Source organism: Blautia massiliensis (ex Durand et al. 2017), from assembly GCF_051861785.1.
Taxonomy (GTDB): Bacteria; Bacillota; Clostridia; order Lachnospirales; family Lachnospiraceae; genus Blautia_A; species Blautia_A luti_A.
Window position 1 is genome coordinate 2,174,594 of sequence record NZ_CP146725.1, and the last position, 17,391, is coordinate 2,191,984.

At 39.9% G+C, this 17,391-nt stretch carries 21 protein-coding genes and 3 pseudogenes; 19 read left to right on the plus strand and 5 right to left on the minus strand.

What is annotated here, in order from left to right:
- Positions 1-1,734, plus strand: coding sequence for an ABC transporter ATP-binding protein (locus V9W66_RS10470; protein WP_144094164.1), 1,734 nt, complete (start codon positions 1-3; stop codon positions 1,732-1,734).
- A 19-nt stretch (positions 1,735-1,753) separates the two neighbouring features.
- A pseudogene (locus V9W66_RS10475) lies at positions 1,754-2,559 on the plus strand (class I SAM-dependent methyltransferase).
- A 454-nt stretch (positions 2,560-3,013) separates the two neighbouring features.
- Here V9W66_RS10475 and V9W66_RS10480 read toward each other — a convergent pair.
- Positions 3,014-3,262 (minus strand): annotated as a pseudogene (locus V9W66_RS10480) (ATPase); the annotation flags it as partial.
- Positions 3,263-3,298: 36 nt separating this feature from the next.
- Positions 3,299-5,059, minus strand: a complete 1,761-nt coding sequence (locus V9W66_RS10485; RefSeq protein ID WP_144100484.1) for a diguanylate cyclase domain-containing protein — start codon at positions 5,057-5,059, stop codon at positions 3,299-3,301.
- A gap of 371 nt (positions 5,060-5,430) precedes the next feature.
- On the opposite strand from V9W66_RS10485, the gene V9W66_RS10490 reads away from it, so the two are divergent.
- From V9W66_RS10490 to V9W66_RS10550, 13 genes and pseudogenes are all read left to right on the plus strand, one after another.
- Positions 5,431-5,568, plus strand: a complete 138-nt coding sequence (locus V9W66_RS10490; protein ID WP_207705773.1) for a hypothetical protein — start codon at positions 5,431-5,433, stop codon at positions 5,566-5,568.
- A complete protein-coding gene (locus V9W66_RS10495) occupies positions 5,531-6,628 on the plus strand; it encodes an RNA-guided endonuclease TnpB family protein (protein ID WP_439362776.1) in 1,098 nt (365 codons plus the stop codon). Before V9W66_RS10490 ends, V9W66_RS10495 begins: the two co-directional genes overlap by 38 nt.
- A gap of 741 nt (positions 6,629-7,369) precedes the next feature.
- Complete coding sequence (locus V9W66_RS10500) at positions 7,370-7,498, plus strand: hypothetical protein (RefSeq protein ID WP_015526470.1); 129 nt, start codon at positions 7,370-7,372, stop codon at positions 7,496-7,498.
- A 39-nt stretch (positions 7,499-7,537) separates the two neighbouring features.
- Positions 7,538-7,753 carry a hypothetical protein gene (locus V9W66_RS10505; RefSeq protein WP_015526469.1) on the plus strand — a complete coding sequence of 72 codons (216 nt, stop codon included), beginning with the start codon at positions 7,538-7,540 and terminating at the stop codon, positions 7,751-7,753.
- A gap of 21 nt (positions 7,754-7,774) precedes the next feature.
- A complete protein-coding gene (locus V9W66_RS10510) occupies positions 7,775-7,912 on the plus strand; it encodes a hypothetical protein (RefSeq protein ID WP_243121710.1) in 138 nt (45 codons plus the stop codon).
- 1,036 nt (positions 7,913-8,948) lie between these two features.
- Entirely contained in the window at positions 8,949-9,359 is a 411-nt protein-coding gene (locus tag V9W66_RS10515) for a peptide deformylase (RefSeq protein WP_015526465.1), read from the plus strand.
- 56 nt (positions 9,360-9,415) lie between these two features.
- On the plus strand, positions 9,416-9,784 hold the full coding sequence (locus V9W66_RS10520) for a VOC family protein (RefSeq protein ID WP_144094058.1): 369 nt from the start codon (positions 9,416-9,418) through the stop codon (positions 9,782-9,784).
- A gap of 10 nt (positions 9,785-9,794) precedes the next feature.
- Entirely contained in the window at positions 9,795-10,205 is a 411-nt protein-coding gene (locus tag V9W66_RS10525; protein WP_330575340.1) for a DUF188 domain-containing protein, read from the plus strand.
- 72 nt (positions 10,206-10,277) lie between these two features.
- Positions 10,278-10,430 carry a DHHA1 domain-containing protein gene (locus V9W66_RS10530; protein WP_144094067.1) on the plus strand — a complete coding sequence of 51 codons (153 nt, stop codon included), beginning with the start codon at positions 10,278-10,280 and terminating at the stop codon, positions 10,428-10,430.
- Between the two features lie 17 nt (positions 10,431-10,447).
- Positions 10,448-11,026, plus strand: a pseudogene (locus V9W66_RS10535) (DNA methylase); the annotation flags it as partial.
- On the plus strand, positions 11,022-11,168 hold the full coding sequence (locus V9W66_RS10540; RefSeq protein ID WP_243121712.1) for a hypothetical protein: 147 nt from the start codon (positions 11,022-11,024) through the stop codon (positions 11,166-11,168). The pseudogene V9W66_RS10535 and the gene V9W66_RS10540, both read left to right, overlap by 5 nt.
- Before the next feature lie 261 nt (positions 11,169-11,429).
- Positions 11,430-12,116 (plus strand): MBL fold metallo-hydrolase, encoded by a 687-nt coding sequence (locus tag V9W66_RS10545; RefSeq protein WP_144094068.1) that lies wholly within the window; start codon positions 11,430-11,432, stop codon positions 12,114-12,116.
- Positions 12,113-12,469 (plus strand): VOC family protein, encoded by a 357-nt coding sequence (locus V9W66_RS10550; protein ID WP_015541530.1) that lies wholly within the window; start codon positions 12,113-12,115, stop codon positions 12,467-12,469. Before V9W66_RS10545 ends, V9W66_RS10550 begins: the two co-directional genes overlap by 4 nt.
- A gap of 108 nt (positions 12,470-12,577) precedes the next feature.
- On the opposite strand, the gene V9W66_RS10555 is transcribed toward V9W66_RS10550, so the two are convergent.
- The 3 genes from V9W66_RS10555 to V9W66_RS10565 form a co-directional block, all read right to left on the minus strand.
- A complete protein-coding gene (locus tag V9W66_RS10555; RefSeq protein ID WP_144094059.1) occupies positions 12,578-12,982 on the minus strand; it encodes an HI0074 family nucleotidyltransferase substrate-binding subunit in 405 nt (134 codons plus the stop codon).
- Entirely contained in the window at positions 12,963-13,244 is a 282-nt protein-coding gene (locus V9W66_RS10560) for a nucleotidyltransferase family protein (RefSeq protein WP_092071024.1), read from the minus strand. Before V9W66_RS10560 ends, V9W66_RS10555 begins: the two co-directional genes overlap by 20 nt.
- A 137-nt stretch (positions 13,245-13,381) precedes the next feature.
- Positions 13,382-13,897, minus strand: coding sequence for a helix-turn-helix domain-containing protein (locus V9W66_RS10565; RefSeq protein WP_144094060.1), 516 nt, complete (start codon positions 13,895-13,897; stop codon positions 13,382-13,384).
- Positions 13,898-14,318: 421 nt separating this feature from the next.
- Here V9W66_RS10565 and V9W66_RS10570 point away from each other — a divergent pair, with 421 nt between their 5' ends.
- The 4 genes from V9W66_RS10570 to V9W66_RS10585 all read left to right on the plus strand — a co-directional run bounded on the left by V9W66_RS10570 (position 14,319) and on the right by V9W66_RS10585 (position 17,380).
- Complete coding sequence (locus V9W66_RS10570; RefSeq protein ID WP_186290061.1) at positions 14,319-14,558, plus strand: hypothetical protein; 240 nt, start codon at positions 14,319-14,321, stop codon at positions 14,556-14,558.
- Between the two features lie 195 nt (positions 14,559-14,753).
- Complete coding sequence (locus V9W66_RS10575) at positions 14,754-15,179, plus strand: GNAT family N-acetyltransferase (RefSeq protein ID WP_144094061.1); 426 nt, start codon at positions 14,754-14,756, stop codon at positions 15,177-15,179.
- A 159-nt stretch (positions 15,180-15,338) separates the two neighbouring features.
- Entirely contained in the window at positions 15,339-16,151 is an 813-nt protein-coding gene (locus V9W66_RS10580) for a purine-nucleoside phosphorylase (RefSeq protein ID WP_022427082.1), read from the plus strand.
- A gap of 38 nt (positions 16,152-16,189) precedes the next feature.
- Positions 16,190-17,380, plus strand: coding sequence for a phosphopentomutase (locus V9W66_RS10585; RefSeq protein ID WP_015526454.1), 1,191 nt, complete (start codon positions 16,190-16,192; stop codon positions 17,378-17,380).
- Positions 17,381-17,391 lie beyond the last annotated feature (11 nt).

The window sequence follows — 17,391 nt, forward strand, 5'->3', positions numbered from 1 at the left end:
ATGATCAAAAAACTGCAGAAAAAATATGCCCTGTCTGAACAGGGAGCAAAAGACCTGATCAAAGGCTGCCTGGCCTGTGTCCTTCAGAATCTGTCTTTGATGTTTCCGGTAGGACTTTTATATTACCTGGTCAGCGATCTGATGAACGGGGGTGTTCCCGGTGGGAAAATTCCATTTTATGTGGCAGGCTGCGTGGTGTGTATCGGCCTGATACTGCTGACTACTTTCTTTCAATACAATGCCACCTATTTTGCCACTTACAAAGAAAGCGGTATCCGCCGTATTACTCTGGCAGAGCATCTGCGCAAAATCCCCCTTTCTTTTTTCGGGAAAAAGGATTTAGCCGATCTTACCAGTACGATTATGGCGGACTGTACCTTTCTGGAACAAAGTTTTTCGCATTTTATCCCTGAGCTTGCAGGTTCGATCATTTCTACGGTTCTGATTTCCATCGGTCTGCTCTTTACGGACTGGAGAATGGCACTGGCTGCCTTATGGGTTCTGCCGGTTGCCTTTGCGATTGTGGGATTTTCCGCTAAGATTCAGGAAAATCTGAACCAGAAAGCGATGGACGTGAAGATGGCCTGCGCAGACGGGATACAGGAGTGCATTGAAACGGTTCGTGACCTGAAAGCGAACAATGCGGAGCAGGCATATTTAAAAGGTCTGGAAAAGAAGATCCGTGCCGTGGAGCATCGTTCCATCCTCAATGAATTCGGCCTTGCTGTTTTTGTGGTTTCCGCATCGCTGGTGCTGAAGCTTGGTATTGCAACGGTTGCGCTGGTGGGAGCTGTTCTGCTCATGCAAGGGAGCCTCTCCGTGCTTACATTCTTTATGTTCCTTCTGGTAGTATCCCGTTTGTATGACCCTCTGCAGGGCGCGCTCCAGAATCTTGCGGCAGTCATCAGTACACGAACCAACATTGCCCGTATGAATGAGATTCTCGATCATCCGATCCAGCAAGGCAGTGACAGGCTTTCCAATCAGGGGTATGATATTGTCTTTGACCATGTTGGGTTTGCCTACAATACCGGAGAAACCGTATTGAAAGATGTTTCCTTTACGGCAAAACAGGGAGAGGTTACGGCTTTGGTCGGCCCATCTGGCGGCGGAAAAACAACCGTATCCCGGCTGGCAGCAAGGTTCTGGGATATTAACAGAGGAAAGGTTACCGTGGGAGGCATGGATGTATCCCGAATTGACCCGGAAACACTGCTTTCTCTGTATTCCATCGTATTCCAGGATGTCACACTGTTTGACAATACGATTCTGGAGAATATCCGAATCGGAAACAAAGACGCCACAGATGAACAGGTCATTGCGGCTGCGAAACTTGCCAATGTGGATGAATTTGCGGAAAAACTGCCGGATGGATGGCATACCAATATCGGGGAAAATGGCTGTGAACTATCCGGCGGAGAGCGCCAGCGTATCTCTATTGCCCGTGCATTTCTGAAAAATGCGCCGATCATTCTTCTGGATGAAGCGACTGCTTCCCTGGATGTGGAAAATGAAACTCTGATACAGACAGCCCTTTCCCGTCTGATCGCAGATAAAACTGTTCTGGTTATCGCCCACAGAATGCGTACCGTAGCCGGAGCGGATAAGATCGTTGTCCTTTCTGATGGCACCGTGGCAGAAGAAGGATCACCAAGGGATCTGGAAGAAAAGAATGGTGTATATGCCCATATGGTAAAACTGCAGACAGAAAGCCAGAACTGGAAACTTGCATAAAGAAAAAGGAGGGCTGGTTATGCAAACATTAGGCGTTGTGGAGGATACCCTGTTTGTCCCTATGCTGGGCAGAATCTATGCCAGTGAGCATTGCCCACAAATTGTATATGATAGAAAAACATTAGAATTGAAAAACAGGCTGCCTTCAGACTTGATTAAACAGAATATGCAGAACCAGTACACCCTCTTGGCCTCTGCTTCCCGGTCTGCCAATATGGATTGGTTCATTCGATCTTTTCTGGAACGCAGACCGGACGGTGTGATTGTCCAGCTGGGCTGTGGCCTGGAAACAACCTATCACCGATGTGATAACGGAAAAACACACTGGTATGCCGTGGATCTGCCTCATGTAATCGAATACCGGCGAGGACTTCTTCCCGAACCGGAGCGGGAATTCTATATTTCAGGGGATGCCTTTGTGAAGGACTGGATCATAAAGGTTCGCAATGATGTACTTGATGCTCCTATTCTCGTTACTGCAGGCGGGTTGTTTCATTATTTTGAGGAACATAAGGTCATTGCCCTTCTGCGTATGATTGGGCAATTTGGAAATATGGAAGTTGTTTTTGATACGGTGAACAAAAGAGGCATGACCATGATGAAGAAAAAATATATGAAACAGGTCGGCCATGCCGATGCACAGATGTTCTTTTATGTGGATTCAGCGGAAGAACTGGCAGCAAAAATCGGGGGTAATGTGAAAGTGATTGCGGAGGAACCATACTATCGTTACATCCCTAAAACGGCTTAAAGTTGTTCACAAAGGTCAGTATGGCGGTTTCTGATCAATTCAAGATGGTAAAGATGATACATCTAAAACTATAGTGGATATACAATATCAGAGGGATAGAAATTTATTGTCGAACGGAGTATTTTTACTGTTAAAGAGTTGGAGAAGAACAAAATAGGCGATATAATAAACAGTGGTTAGTTATTGCTGACCACTGTTTATTTAAAAGAGAAGATGATATCAATGGCCAAAAACACAAATAAGATGGCTCTTCCTCAAAGGGTTGCCATGCTTCATGGAACTGGTTTTGGTGCAGAAATCATTTTGTTCATCTTCTAAAAAGTGAAGCAAATTGTTTTGTTGAAGTAATGATCTCATTCATCGTGAGGAGCAGAGCCTATTTCTATTGTTTCATAAAAATTCAAAATCCAAATGGAGTATATAAAACTCTTTTCGTAGGATGCTTCGTCTGAATTCATCTGCAATCTCCGTCATAATAAAAATATCTCCATCATTTCAAAAGAGAATGCTGGAGATATTTCGTCTTGCTTATTCTTGTAGTAAACAATCGGCTATATCGTAAATTACGATTCCTTCATAGCTATATTGGGGATGTTTGGTTCTAGCAATAATCATTTTCGGATAAGCATCTCGAATCTGAAGCCGAGGAAAGCATTCTCTCTCAAATGTTTACTGCCCGGAAATGTTGTCGCTGATCTGAATATAAAACTTCTCGTTGCTTCTCTGAGCAATAAAGTCGATTTCCTTTTGATAGAGCTTGCCGACATAAACATTATGTGAAAATAGATCATACGCTCTGTTTTTTGCAATATTTTATCTTGCGAATTTATCATTGTAACGAATATGCATATCTTCCCAATCCATGAACAATACATAAAATACTTTCCCGTATTGCGGGCTCTCTACAATTCTTCCATGATCAAGAACAGAAAAATAAGTTCCGTCAGCTTTTCGAAGATGAAAGTGAATATAGTCATTTTCATTGCCGTTGTCAATCTGTTCCCAGATACTTGATTCTATCTGTTGCTGTTCATCTTCACGAACCAAGTTGCGAAAACTTTTCTCAGTAAGTCTGAACAGTTCATCTATATCTTTATATCCGGATATATGAAGAAATTCATCATTTGCAAAAAATAGTTCATCATCTTCTTTGTCAGCTCTGTATATGATGAATGCACCTGGAAGATGTTCAGAGATATCCTTGAATGCGAATCCAAGTTGTTTGCGGGCACCTGACCGAAGTCCTTCTCTGTAGACCATACATCCATTTTTTCCATGAAGTTTTATTTCATAAAGAGCGGCATCTGCGCAGCGCATGAGTTGTGAACGATTGGATGCAAATGTTGGATATTCTGCATATCCTAGAGAAATATAAAATGCATGTTCCTTACCATGGTATGAGAATGATTTAGGAAGTTTGGTGAATTTCTGCAGCTGTATAGCTGCTTCTGCAAAGGTACAATTTGGTAAAAGAATGCAGAATTCGTCACCACCATTTCTTCCAAGTAATGCATCGGATGGGAAAAAAGTCTTCATGCTGTCTGCAAGATTCTTTAGTGCCCTGTCTCCGTAATTATGTCCATAGATATCATTAATAAACTTGAAATCATCGATATCAAGGAGAGCAGCCACAAAATGTGCTTTTGGATTTTTTTGAATCATTTTTTCTGCAAATTCATCAAATCCATAGCGGTTATAAATATTTGTAAGAGAATCTGTGCGCGCCAGTATCTGAAACTTTTTCTTATGTTCTTTTGCTACTAACCATACTCTGGTAAGAACTGACAGGAGAAGGCTTATTGTAAGAAACATTCCGATGATGATTATCAGTAGTGTGGCATTTCTCCATCCACTTTTAGGAGTTACTTCAAATTTCCAGTTTTCATCTCCTATTGTAAATGTATAAGAAACAGGACGATTTATTTGCCCATCTGATTGATAAACCACTTTATAAGTATCGCTCCATGGAGCGTCTGTTTTTGAAATTTTGTATTCGTATCCAAAATTTGAAAGTGCACTGATTGAATCTGAAAAAATATCCGGAACACGCAGGATAACAATAGTAAATCCCCAGAAATACTCATGTCCATTTTTATCTTTCAGGTATACGGGATTGCGGACTGCAATTCCATATCCTCCCTGTTTTAATTTGAAGGGGCCCTGCGTAATGATTGTATGGTTGTCTCTTGCGTAACAGGAAATTTTTCCGCGGTCTTTATCATGGATCAAATCAATCTTACCTGTCTCATTTCCATTAGCCGGATAAATATCTGTAACAACACCATTAGGAGCGAGCTGTACACTTTCAATAGAATCAGACATAAGATTTCCTGCAATTGTTTCAAACTGATGGATGTCGCCATCTTCACTTATTAAGATTTGCTTCAAGGTATCTGTGATCTCAATTCCATTTGTAATTTCATTCTTTATTTGTTCGCCATAGGTGGCTACGTTTAATTGTGCTGTTATGTGTCTCTGCTCTTTTTCGTGGGTGTCTGTTTTGTATACAATCAAACTAACAAGGCATATGCCCAGTAAAAAAATGATAAGAGGCACAAGTGTTTTCTTTTTCACTTGGTTCACCTTATTTTGTCCATGGAAATTATTATAATAAAGCATTATATCACAGAAGTTGAAAAACAGAATAAGTTTTATGAAAAAAACGAACTGTGCAAAATCTTTATACATCTATGACAGAAGAATGTATATCGATAGGGATTTGTGAAATCTATATATTTTAACAAATGTAGCAAGAATTCTCCCACCTCTTCAGGTGGGGAGATGAATTGCACATCTGAGCATATCTGCTCAAAAAAATCTCTATAGTATAAAAGAAACACTTGTTCTCCCTTCCTTGATGTAGTATACTGAAAAAGAACAATTAGTTCATAAATACATATCCGTCGATATAAGAAAAAGGATGATAAATATAATGGAGTTAGACCATGAAAGATGCATTCTGGGGTCAGATCTTCTGTCTGCTCAATGCAGGCGGAGCAACGATTGAAACGATACGGCAGTATATAGAAAGCCAGGGTGAGAAGAATGAACCGCGCCGTAAAAATAAGGATTTATCCAAATAAAGAGCAGAGAGTTCAGATAGAGCAAACAATCGGCTGCAGCCGCTTTATCTATAACCAGATGCTTGCAGATAAGATCAGCTATTACCAGAAAGAAAAAAAGATGCTCCGGAACACACCGGCCGGATATAAAAAGGAATATCCATGGCTGAAGGAGGTGGATTCCCTTGCCCTGGCGAATGCGCAGCTGCATCTGGAAAGTGCGTTCCGGAAGTTTTTTCGGGAACCAGCCTGTGGATTTCCACATTATAAATCAAAGAAGCATGCAAGAAATTCATATACGACCAATGCACTAAACGGAAATATCCTTTTGCAGGATACCCATCTGAAACTTCCAAAGATGTCCGTCATAAGGATAAAACTTCACCGTCAGATTCCATCAGACTGGAAACTGAAGTCTGTAACTGTGAGCCGTGAGCCATCCGGGAAATATTTTGCCAGCCTTTTGTTCTGCTGTGAGAACCAAACAGTGGAAAAAAGACCGGCAGAGAGATTTCTTGGGATCGATTTTGCCATGCAGGGAATGTGTGTATTTTCTACAGGAGAAAGAGCCGGGTACCCTATGTTTTACAGAAAAGCAGAGAAAAAACTTGCAAGAGAACAGAGAAAGCTCTCCCACTGTGAAAAAGAAAGCCGGAACTATCAGAAACAGAAAAAAAGGGTAGCTTTATGTCATGAAAAGATAAAGAACCAGAGAAAAGATTTCCAGCATAAGCTCAGTAGGGAGCTTACGGAAAGATATGATGCAGTATGTGTGGAAGATCTGAATCTGAAGGGAATGTCCGGAGGGCTGCACCTTGGGAAAGGTGTGCAGGATAACGGGTACGGTCAGTTTCTGTTCATGCTGGGATACAAGCTGGAAGAATGCGGAAAACATCTTATAAAAGTAGACCGTTATTTTGCATCCAGCAAGATCTGCAGTGTATGCGGACATAAGAAAAAGGAACTGGCATTGTCGGATAGAATGTATGTTTGTGAATGTGGAAACAGGATGGACCGGGATGTGAATGCAGCAGTCAACATCCGTGAAGAAGGAAAAAGAATCTATAAAGAATGTGCCTGACGGCACAAGAAAAAAATCCGTAACCGGATAAACATAAAAAACAAAACCGCGGGACACGCGGGGATAGCCTGTTTTAGCTTTGCCCTAAAGGGTAATCGAGCAGGAAGCCCCCACTTCAAAATCGTAAGATTTAAGTGGTGGGAGAATGTCACGAAGGAGCCTTGGAATCATCATAAATATCCTGTATTTTTGCTTTTACAGCTTTACGACGTTTTTCTGTATCAGAAGGTACGTGGTGGAGCCATGCAAGATATCCTGAGCGAGAGACACCTAAAAATTTCAACATTCCGGAGACGGAAACCCGACGTCCAGCCTTTTTGGCAGCTTCCGTCTTCTCAGACACTTCAAGATAAATGGCTTCCGTCATTTTCCCAGAATGTTGATTGCTTTTTTTAACACATCAAGTGCATCTTGGGAATCACGTAATTCACGTCTGCACATATTCAAGCACATGGAAGTTTTCGATACTTTTCGCATATTTTCTGTTTTCATTTTGCAAGTTTTTAATTCGCATAGCATAATCTCCCTTTTAATAATAATTTATGATGTTGCTCGGATATGCTTATTATAAAAAAGGCAGCATAGATAGGAAACAATTCGTGCAGAGAAATATAAAGACAGAATTCTCAAAATTCGAGAAATATAAAGATGCAATTCTTCATGGTGGATGTGTATTATGAAAAATAAATTTGTTATAGTGACAATATCAACAAAAAAACAGAATATAAATGGGGTGATCAGATGGAAGCGGCACAGAGAATTCGATTAATCCGGATAATAGAAAAAATGGAGAAAAATCCGGCATTCAGTAATAAGCTTGGCATAAAGAACACATCTGAATATTTAGCAGAAAAAGAACAGAAAAAATGAAAGACACATATCAGAATGAGTTTCAGAAGGAGTAAAAAAATGTTATCGTTATTATTTGCAATTTGTATGATTTGGTTTGTTGGAAAATTTTTTGTTTTTGGGTTAAGAGCATCCTGGGGAATTATGAAATTACTTTGCACAGTTATTTTCTTCCCGGTGATATTGATTGGTATGGTTGTAGGTGGACTGATGTACATTGCTTTTCCATTGTTGATTGTCGGTGGCATTATAGCATTGGTGACGTCACATTCATAATCGATCAGGATGAGCAAACGAGTGGGATATGATATTGAAAAAGAAAAAAGAGAAGCAATGGAAGCTGGACGTAGAGCTTTGAACAGTCTTCAGGCAGCAAAAGAGAATTTAAACAGTGCAAAGAACTGGGGACTGGGTGGTCCAGGATCGAATCAATAATGCAAAAAGACAGGTAGAAGAAGCTATTCGAAGAACAGAAAGTATCGTCAATCAATTACAGCGTATGTAAAGGAAAAGGCAATGAGTCAGAAATGGTTCATTGCCTTTCGTCGCGTTATGGCTTATTTTAATTTTTCTTTTTTGGCATTTAAGAGCTCAAGATTCTTGGTGAAGGCGCTTTCTCCGGAACCTTGATACCAGCTTTGCAGATCATAGCATCAAAATTTTTTCAATTATATGCAGGGTATTCTGTTGCTTCTGGAGATCCTGCTTTTCTTTTTTTGCTGAGGACAGTTCTTCTTCCAGTTCCATCTGTTGGCGCTGCAGTTTTTCAGCCGACGGAAGTTTGTGAATACCAAATTCTGAGCACGTATGATGTCACGACAGGCCCGATAGACTTCACAGTGTTTCTGAATTACTTGTTGATTTTGAATTGCCAGCCTCGTTTGTTGAATCTTATTATCGGTGGCATGAATGGAAGCCTCCAAATCTGCAGCATGATTTTGGAATTCTTCGTAGTTTAGTTGGCAATTAAAGGCCTTTAATCAGCGTTTAATCTGCCATAGGACCCAATTATTCCCGCCATAAAACCAGTTGGTTGTCGGGATTTTCGCACAGCCATTTATTGTAAGATGATAACATCAAAAAAGAAGAAAAATCCAAGGAGGACTGGCAGATGAAAGGTTATAACACAAGGTCAGTATGGATAATATCAGCAGAAATAAGGTATCTGCTGTCGGAACAGAAAAAGTTTCAAAATAAATCAAAAAATATTGATGAAGTCTACCAATCAGTGTTTTTTCGTTGTATAATGTTTTTGTCGTACAGGGTCACTTTCCTTTGTAATGTTTTGGGTCAAATTCATTATACATCAGAAAGTCCTGTACGATATTTTTTTATGAAAAAGTTGTAAAGTGGTGTTAGATAATAAAATATTGGAATAATGAAAGAGGAACAGGAAATATTTGAGCGAATTGTTATGACGAGAAAGATTTCTGGTCAAGATAGATAAGAATTAGAGTACAGGAGAAAGTAAATGGTAAAACAAATAGTAAGAGATGTTTTCTTCTTAGGCCAGCCATCTGAACCGGCCACGAAAGCTGACATCCAGGTTGGAAAGGATCTGCAGGATACGCTGCAGGCGAACAGAGAACGTTGTGTTGGTATGGCGGCGAACATGATTGGTGTAAAGAAGAATATCATCATTGTGAATATGGGATTCATAAATGTTGTGATGTTCAATCCGGTGATTGTTTCAAAACGTGACATGTATGAGACAGAAGAAGGCTGTCTGTCGCTGGATGGTGTTCGTAAGACGACCAGATACCAGGAAATAGAAGTAGAGTATTATGACTTCAAATGGAAAAAACAGCGCCAGAAATTGTCAGGATGGACAGCACAGATCTGCCAGCATGAAATTGATCATTTGTCCGGAAAGATTATTTAACCGCATGAGGATTGCGAATATTCGCTTGACTCAAAGCGGATTGCGAGGTGTCTGACATGTTAAAAAACGTACTGATCGTGGTGGATGATATAGAAAAATCCATAGAGTTTTATAGGGACTTATTTGGACTGCAAGTGATTCTTAAGAATGAAGGTAATGTGATCTTATCGGAGGGACTTGTTTTGCAGGATGCCGACGTATGGGGGAAAACATTGAATGAAACTTCTACGCCATTCAATAACATGATGGAATTGTATTTCGAGGATTTTGATATAGATGGATTGCTTGCAAAATATGAATCTGGTAAGTATTTCGTCCGATATGCCACTGAACTGACAGAACTTGCAGGTGGGCAGAAGCTTGTAAGGCTGTATGATCCGAGTGGTAATCTCATCGAGGTTCGTACGCCATTTATGTGTAATTAAAGGAGAAGATATGCAGATTTTTGTTGATGCAGATGCCGTGGATTATAAACTGATCAGCATTTGCCATAAAGGCGATATTGTTGTATCACAGGATTATGGAGTTGCGGCAATGGCATTAGGAAAAAATGCGTATGCGATTCATCAATCCGGGAAATGGTATACCAATGAGAATATTGACCAGATGCTTATGGAACGGCATCTGAATAAGAAGGCACGAAGGGCATCCGGAAAGAATCACTTAAAAGGCCCACGAAAACGAACAGCAGAAGATGATGAGCATTTCAGAGTGTCTTTTGAGAAAATGATACATATGGCAATGAAGGTGCTGGAAAACCCGCAGGTGATTAAGACACCGGTTGTCCGTAATGGAAAACAATCCACTCTTGGATATCAGCCGGATATCTGGAAGGCGTGGAAGTAAGAAACAGGATGTTTTACCATGTATGAGGAAGAAAATCGCTGGCGTTGTTCCTTCTGATCTGATGGAAAATGGATCAATGTAAACGAACTTCTGCAGACGTTAGGCGGAGGTGGACATGCTGCAGCAGCTGGTGTGCGCAAACGGACGAATGATGTTGAAAAATTCAGGCAGGAAATCCTTGAGCGGATTGTTATGATGAGAAAGTTTTCCGGGCAGGATAAATAAGAATTAGAAACAGAACACAGGAGAATCGGGATCCTTTGACGACCAATCTTGTGGTTGCAGATAAAAGCAGAACAGAAAAGACAATCTGTCTTGCGGTATCGCCAGCCTTAAAGTGTTATGGGATACCAGGAAGGGCTCGTTTATTTGAGGTTGTTCAAAAAGTAAAAGAAGCCAACAGCGCCTGCAGGTGGAAAGTGCCGAACAGAACTTTTATCGGAGCCTCTGATGACAGCACAGAATTAGATACCAATCCGGAACTGGAGATAGATTATATTGTTGCTCCTCCCCGGATAGCTCTCTATCTGGAATACAGCACCAGAATTTACAGTATTTATCTGAAATATATTGCGCCGGAAGATATTTTCCCGTATTCGATCGACGAAGTATTTATGGATGTAACGGATTATCTGCATACTTATAATATGACAGCAAGAGAACTTGCAATGACCATGATACAGGATGTGCTGAAAACGACAGGTATAACGGCAACTGCTGGAATCGGAACGAATATGTATCTGTGTAAGATTGCGATGGATATCGTGGCGAAGCACATTAAAGCAGATAAAGATGGTGTACGGATTGCAGAACTGGATGAATCATTATGACAGTAGAGGCCACAAGGTTGGAGAAACAAGACCGGGATTCTCTGGCGGAATGAATCATTATGATGACAGCGGTCGCAAGACTGGACACAGTGACAGGAATTTCCTGGGAGACAGGAATCATTATGATGATTAATAAAAAAAGCTGGAATGATAGTTACATCGAATGAAAACTGGTATAGGAATTGTTTTTTAAAAATGTGGACAATGTCAGAAATAGCTGTTAAAATTTTATAGGAAAACTTTGATACGGTAAAGTAATAATCATAAGCCGTTGATCAAAAAAGAAACGAGGAACAAGAATAGTCCAATCGGTCGTATTGTAGAACCGGAAGAAATCGCAAAGGCTGTTTATTTTATGGCAATCGATCTTTTAAATACTATTACAGGTGATATCATGAAAATTACTTACATTAACCACAGTGGATTTTTGGTTGAAACCAGAGATTGCTACTATATTTTTGATTATTTCAAGGGTGAATTACCGTATCTTGACAAGAAAAAAGAGGTAATCATCTTTTGCAGTCACTTCCATAAGGATCATTTTAACCCACAAATCTTTGGGATCCTTGATGATATGGGGATGACGTATCAGGCAGTTCTGGCGAATGATATACGAAAAAGGAATCATTTGTCGGATATGAAGATCACATATGTTTATCATGATCAAACTTATAATCTGGATAATGATACCAAAGTCGATACATTGCTATCTAACGATAGTGGTGTAGCATTTATCGTTAAAACAAAAGAAGGCACCATTTATCATGCCGGTGATTTAAACGACTGGTATTGGGATGGCGAGCCGAAAGCTGACAACCAGAGACTTACTTCAGCATATCATGCGGAGATCAGGAAAATCAAAGGTATGCATTTTGACGCTGCATTTGTCCCCCTAGATCCGAGACAGGGAGATCACTATGCTGATGGGATCCTGTATTTTCTTAAAAATATAGATTGCAATGTCATTTTTCCAATGCATTACTGGAATGATGCCAATGTAATTAAGCGGTTTATTACTGAATATCCGCAATATAAGTCACGTATTAAAAACACAGAATGTACAAAAGGAGAAGAATTATGAAATTTAAGATGATTCATGAAAACTACAATGTATCAGATCTGGACCGATCTATTAAATTTTACAACGAGGCCCTTGATCTGCACGAAGTGAGAAGAACGACTACCGATGATTTTATCATTGTGTATCTGAGCAACAATGTAAGTGATTTTGAGTTGGAGCTTACCTGGCTTAAAGATCATCCACAGCCATATAATCTGGGTGAATGCGAATTTCACCTGGCATTTCAGGCAGAGGATTACGAAGCAGCGCACAAAAAGCACGAAGAGATGGGATGCATTTGTTTCGAAAATGAAGCAATGGGAATCTATTTCATTGTAGATCCAGATGGCTACTGGCTTGAGATCCTGCCGTAAATTTGGTTGGAAAATCTAATAAAGCGGATGTATATTGACAATTTTAAAATCACCTTCGGGCTATAATAAACAAAATAGTCTGAAGGTGATCCTTCTACGAAACACAGTTTACTGCTTATAATATTTCGCAACATCGTTTTTGAATTTTTCAAAAAGAGGATAATAAATATTTATAATGTCCTGAAATTTCTCTGCGGCGAAAGTACCATCGTAATCATGAGACAAATGATTTCTGGATTTCAGCATTTGCAGCCAGGTGTCATCATCAATAATACCATTGGTAAATGCCTGCTGCAGAGTTTCGCGTGGAGAGCCAACTGCAAAATCAAGAATTCCCATTTTTTTGATCAGAATATCTTTCATAACTTTCCAGGAGATGTCGAAAGTAAGACTGAAATTGAGAACAGTTCCTTCGAGAACAAAATCGGTCTTGGAGTCGGCTGTTTTGCTTTTGGCAAGATTGGAGAGACTTTTACAGAAAGTGTTATAGCGGTTAATAAATTTGTTTTCCATATTTTTTTATATCCTCCAATAAATACTCATTTTTTATACTGTCAAAGTCAAAAATATCAATTTTCCTTAGCGTTTCAATCTGCTGAAGATCATCTTCTAACTGCATTAGATTATCACAGCCGTATACTACAAAATCAATATCACTGGTGGGGGTCGCAGTGCCTGTGGCGAAGGAACCAAATAAATCAAGGCGCTTTACATTATTTTTTTTGCAAATCATGGTTACTTTTTCGATGATTTCGGAAATGGGCATTACGTTCATGATCCACTCATGTCCTCCTTTACCTGGAAAATTCTGATAAAAATATGATAGCAGTTTCTATAGATTAATTCAACTTTAAAGACACCGACTGCGGTTGGTGTTATTCTATAGTCGTAATCCTTTCGTGGTGTTATGGATTATTTTAATTTTTCTTTTTCGGCATTTAAGAGTTCAAGATTGAGCTCCTGTTCTCCAGCTGTTTTATCTACCCAAAGATTCAAGGAGTCTATGGCTAAAGAAATTTCATCAAGTTTTTTACTGATATAAGCAAAATCTTTCATTTCATCATCGCTGATCTTACCGTCACGGGCAATCTGGATCAGACGACCGGTAAGAGGATTGATTTCATTTAGACTGGCAATTGTCTCCAAAATGATATTTGACAGATCGGTCATTTCTATTTCTGGAACATAACGATAGCCGATTTCGCATTTGTGAGAGCAATAATAATTGCAAAGATCTGGTCTTTTATAGGCATCTGCCATCTGGAGGATATCATAAGGCGTAGGTTCTTGTGTTTCATATTCAAATTTTTCAATTTTTGAATCAGAGACAGCATCCATTCTTTCACTGGCTTCTGCTCTTGTAAGTCCTGCCGCTTCTCGGCAAAGCTGGTAAATTGTTTTGTTTTCCCTGGTGGATTGTTTACCCATGAGAATTTCCTCCTCGTATATCGCTAAACTTGCGGATTATTTATGTTCCAGGCCGCATGCTGAGTGTGTATTTCTTATATTAATTTTATTATACATAAATTATGAACTAACAACAAGTAATAGACTTTGTAAAATTACCTATTTTATAAATCATTTCACGGGAATTTTTTACAATTAAATAATCCATTCCAAGGAAAAGCCAGCCCAGCTATTCATTGGAAAGACCATAGAAAAGACAGGTTCAGATACACTGATTAACCTCAGTATGTCCGGAACTGTTTTTTTGTTGCTATCGTTACTTTCGGGTGCCTTTGCCACGCTTGCTTCCTGGAGATTTCAATGACAAACCCTCTCCCATAAGGTATAATAAAGCAGAGTATTTTGTTTTGTTCACCACGAAACGAGAGGGAGATCTACATTAATGGATGCGAATGTGATCAATGAATTGAAAAGCGGCTTAAATGCTGCTTATATAAATGGTTCTGTGGCAGCAAATCTGGCGTATAAGCCAGCATTTGTGTCGAATAATCCGGAAGATGGGAAGAAAGTTATTTCATCTGTGGAGGATGAATTGCTGCGCTGTGATCAGTTTCAGATCAGTGTTGCATTTATCACGATGGGTGGTGTGACACCGCTCCTGCAGACCTGGACAAAACGATAGAATATTATAATCAAAATGTGGATATGTTTGTCCAGGGGACTCGTTTGGTAGATTTTACGGTTGTACAGGAGCGGTTCACTAAAATGCTTCCGGTAGGTTCAAGGATATTAGATTTTGGTTGTGGTTCTGGTTGAGATTCACGATATAGCTGATTGGTTGTTACAGAGAAATCAAAGTTGATGGAGAATATTTGTTATGATCAGAAAGATGCAGAACATAGATATTGATAGAGTCGCTGACATATGGTTAAAGACTAATTTAAAAGCACATTATTTTATTCCTGGGCAATATTGGACAAGTAATTATGAATTAGTGAAAGAAATGATGTTACAAGCGGAAGTCTATGTGTATGAAGATGATAAAATGATTCAGGGATTTGTCGGATTAAGTAACGAATACATGGAAGGTATTTTTGTTTCTGATGAAATGCAGTCATGTGGTATAGGTAAACTTTTATTAGAGTATATCAAGAATAAAAAAGTTAGATTGCGATTAAACGTATACCAGAAGAATGCCAGAGCCATCTCTTTTTACCAAAGAGAAGGGTTCGATATTCAGTGCGAAGGATTCGATGATGCTACTGGTGAAAAAGAATACACAATGTTGTGGCAACAGAAATAGAAAGCGGATTTTTGGGGAGGATTTTATATGGAGTTTAACAATAAGGTAGTGATTGTGACGGGAGGCGCGCAGGGCATTGGAAAGACCATTGCAGAGGAATTGCCTTTATGAAAAAACATAAATATAATGACAACACCCAAAAGAAAGGAAGAGGTAATCATGTATAAAAAATTAATGACATGCCTGGAAAGCGTAAGAAAGAAAATTGATTTCAAACCAGAAGTTGCACTGATCCTTGGATCCGGACTTGGAGATTTTGCAGATGGAATTCAGATTGAACAGACCATCGACTATACGGACATCGAGGGATTTCCGGTTTCTACTGTAAAAGGGCATAAGGGACGTTTTGTGTTTGGGTATGTGGAGAAAACACCGGTTGTAATCATGCAGGGACGTGTTCATTATTATGAAGGATACGCAATGTCAGATGTTGTTCTTCCAACGCGTCTTATGGGAATGCTCGGTGCGAAAAAAATCCTTCTCACTAATGCAGCAGGAGGAGCTAATCCTTCCTATAAACCGGGAGATTTCATGATGATCACAGATCACATTACAACGGGAGTTCCAAGCCCTCTGATAGGACCGAACATGGATGAGCTGGGAACCAGATTTCCGGATATGAGTGAGGTATACAGCCGCCGTCTTCAGGATGTGATCCGCAAATGTGCAAAAGAATGTGACATCAAACTTCAGGAAGGTGTTTATGTACAGTTTACAGGACCAAATTATGAGACTCCTGCAGAAGTAAGACTTGCACAGAGATGGGGTGGAGATGCAGTTGGAATGAGCACCGCATGCGAAGCTATGGCTGCCCGGCACATGGGAATGGAAATCTGTGGAATTTCCTGCATCACAAATATGGCAGCAGGAATTTCCCAAAAAGAGCTTAACCATAAAGAAGTGCAGGAAACAGCAGACCGCGTAGCGAAATCCTTCAAGGAATTAGTAACAAAAGTTGTTGTAAATATGTAAGACCCATAAGTAAGACAACAGAAAGGAGACAAAGAATTATGAAGAAATATAAGAGAATATTTACTATTGTAATAGACTCCTTTGGGGCAGGAGAAATGCCGGACGCAGCCCAGTACGGAGATGAAGGAACAGATACTATGGGACATATTTCCCAGAATGTAGATGAATTTACGATTCCAAACCTTCAGAAGCTTGGAATTGCAAATCTTCATCCGTTGAAACAGGTTGCAGCAGTGGAGCGACCAATGGGTTATTATACATTTTTAAAAGAAGCCAGTACCGGAAAAGATACTATGACAGGACACTGGGAAATGATGGGGCTTCACATCACAAAACCGTTTAAGACTTTTACAGAGACCGGATTTCCAAAAGAGCTGATCGATGAGCTTGAGAAGAGGACGGGACATAAAGTAATTGGAAACAAGAGCTCCAGCGGAACAGAGATCCTGGATGAACTGGCTGAGGAAGAAATCGCTACCGGTCATATGATCGTTTACACATCTGCTGATTCTGTATTGCAGATCTGCGGAAACGAGGAGACTTTCGGACTGGATGAACTGTATCGCTGCTGTGAGATCGCCCGTGATATCACCATGAGGGATGAGTGGAAAGTCGGACGTGTTATTGCAAGACCTTACCTTGGTAAGAAAAAAGGTGAGTTCAAACGTACCAGCAACCGCCATGATTATGCACTGAAGCCCTACGGAAAAACTGCGCTTAATGCATTGAAGGATGCAGGTTATGATGTGATCTCCGTTGGAAAGATTTTTGATATTTTTGACGGCGAGGGACTGACAGAGTCCAATAAGTCAAAAAGCTCTGTTCATGGAATGGAGCAGACAATTGACATTGCGAAAAGAGAGTTTGAGGGGCTTTGTTTTGTAAATCTTGTAGATTTCGATGCTCTTTGGGGACATCGACGCAATGTAAAGGGATATGCAGAGGAACTTGAAAGATTTGATGTAAAACTTGGTGAACTTCTTGATGAGCTTCGTGAGGATGATCTTCTGATCATTACAGCTGACCACGGAAATGATCCGACGCATACAGGAACTGATCACACAAGAGAAAAAGTACCATTTTTTGCTTATTCCCCATCTATGGAGGGATACGGAAAACTGGAAGATCAGAATACTTTTGCAGTAATCGGTGCAACGATCGCAGATAATTTTGAAGTTAAGATGCCGGAGGGAACAATTGGAAGTTCTCTTCTGGATGAGCTGAAGTAAAAGGAACGTAA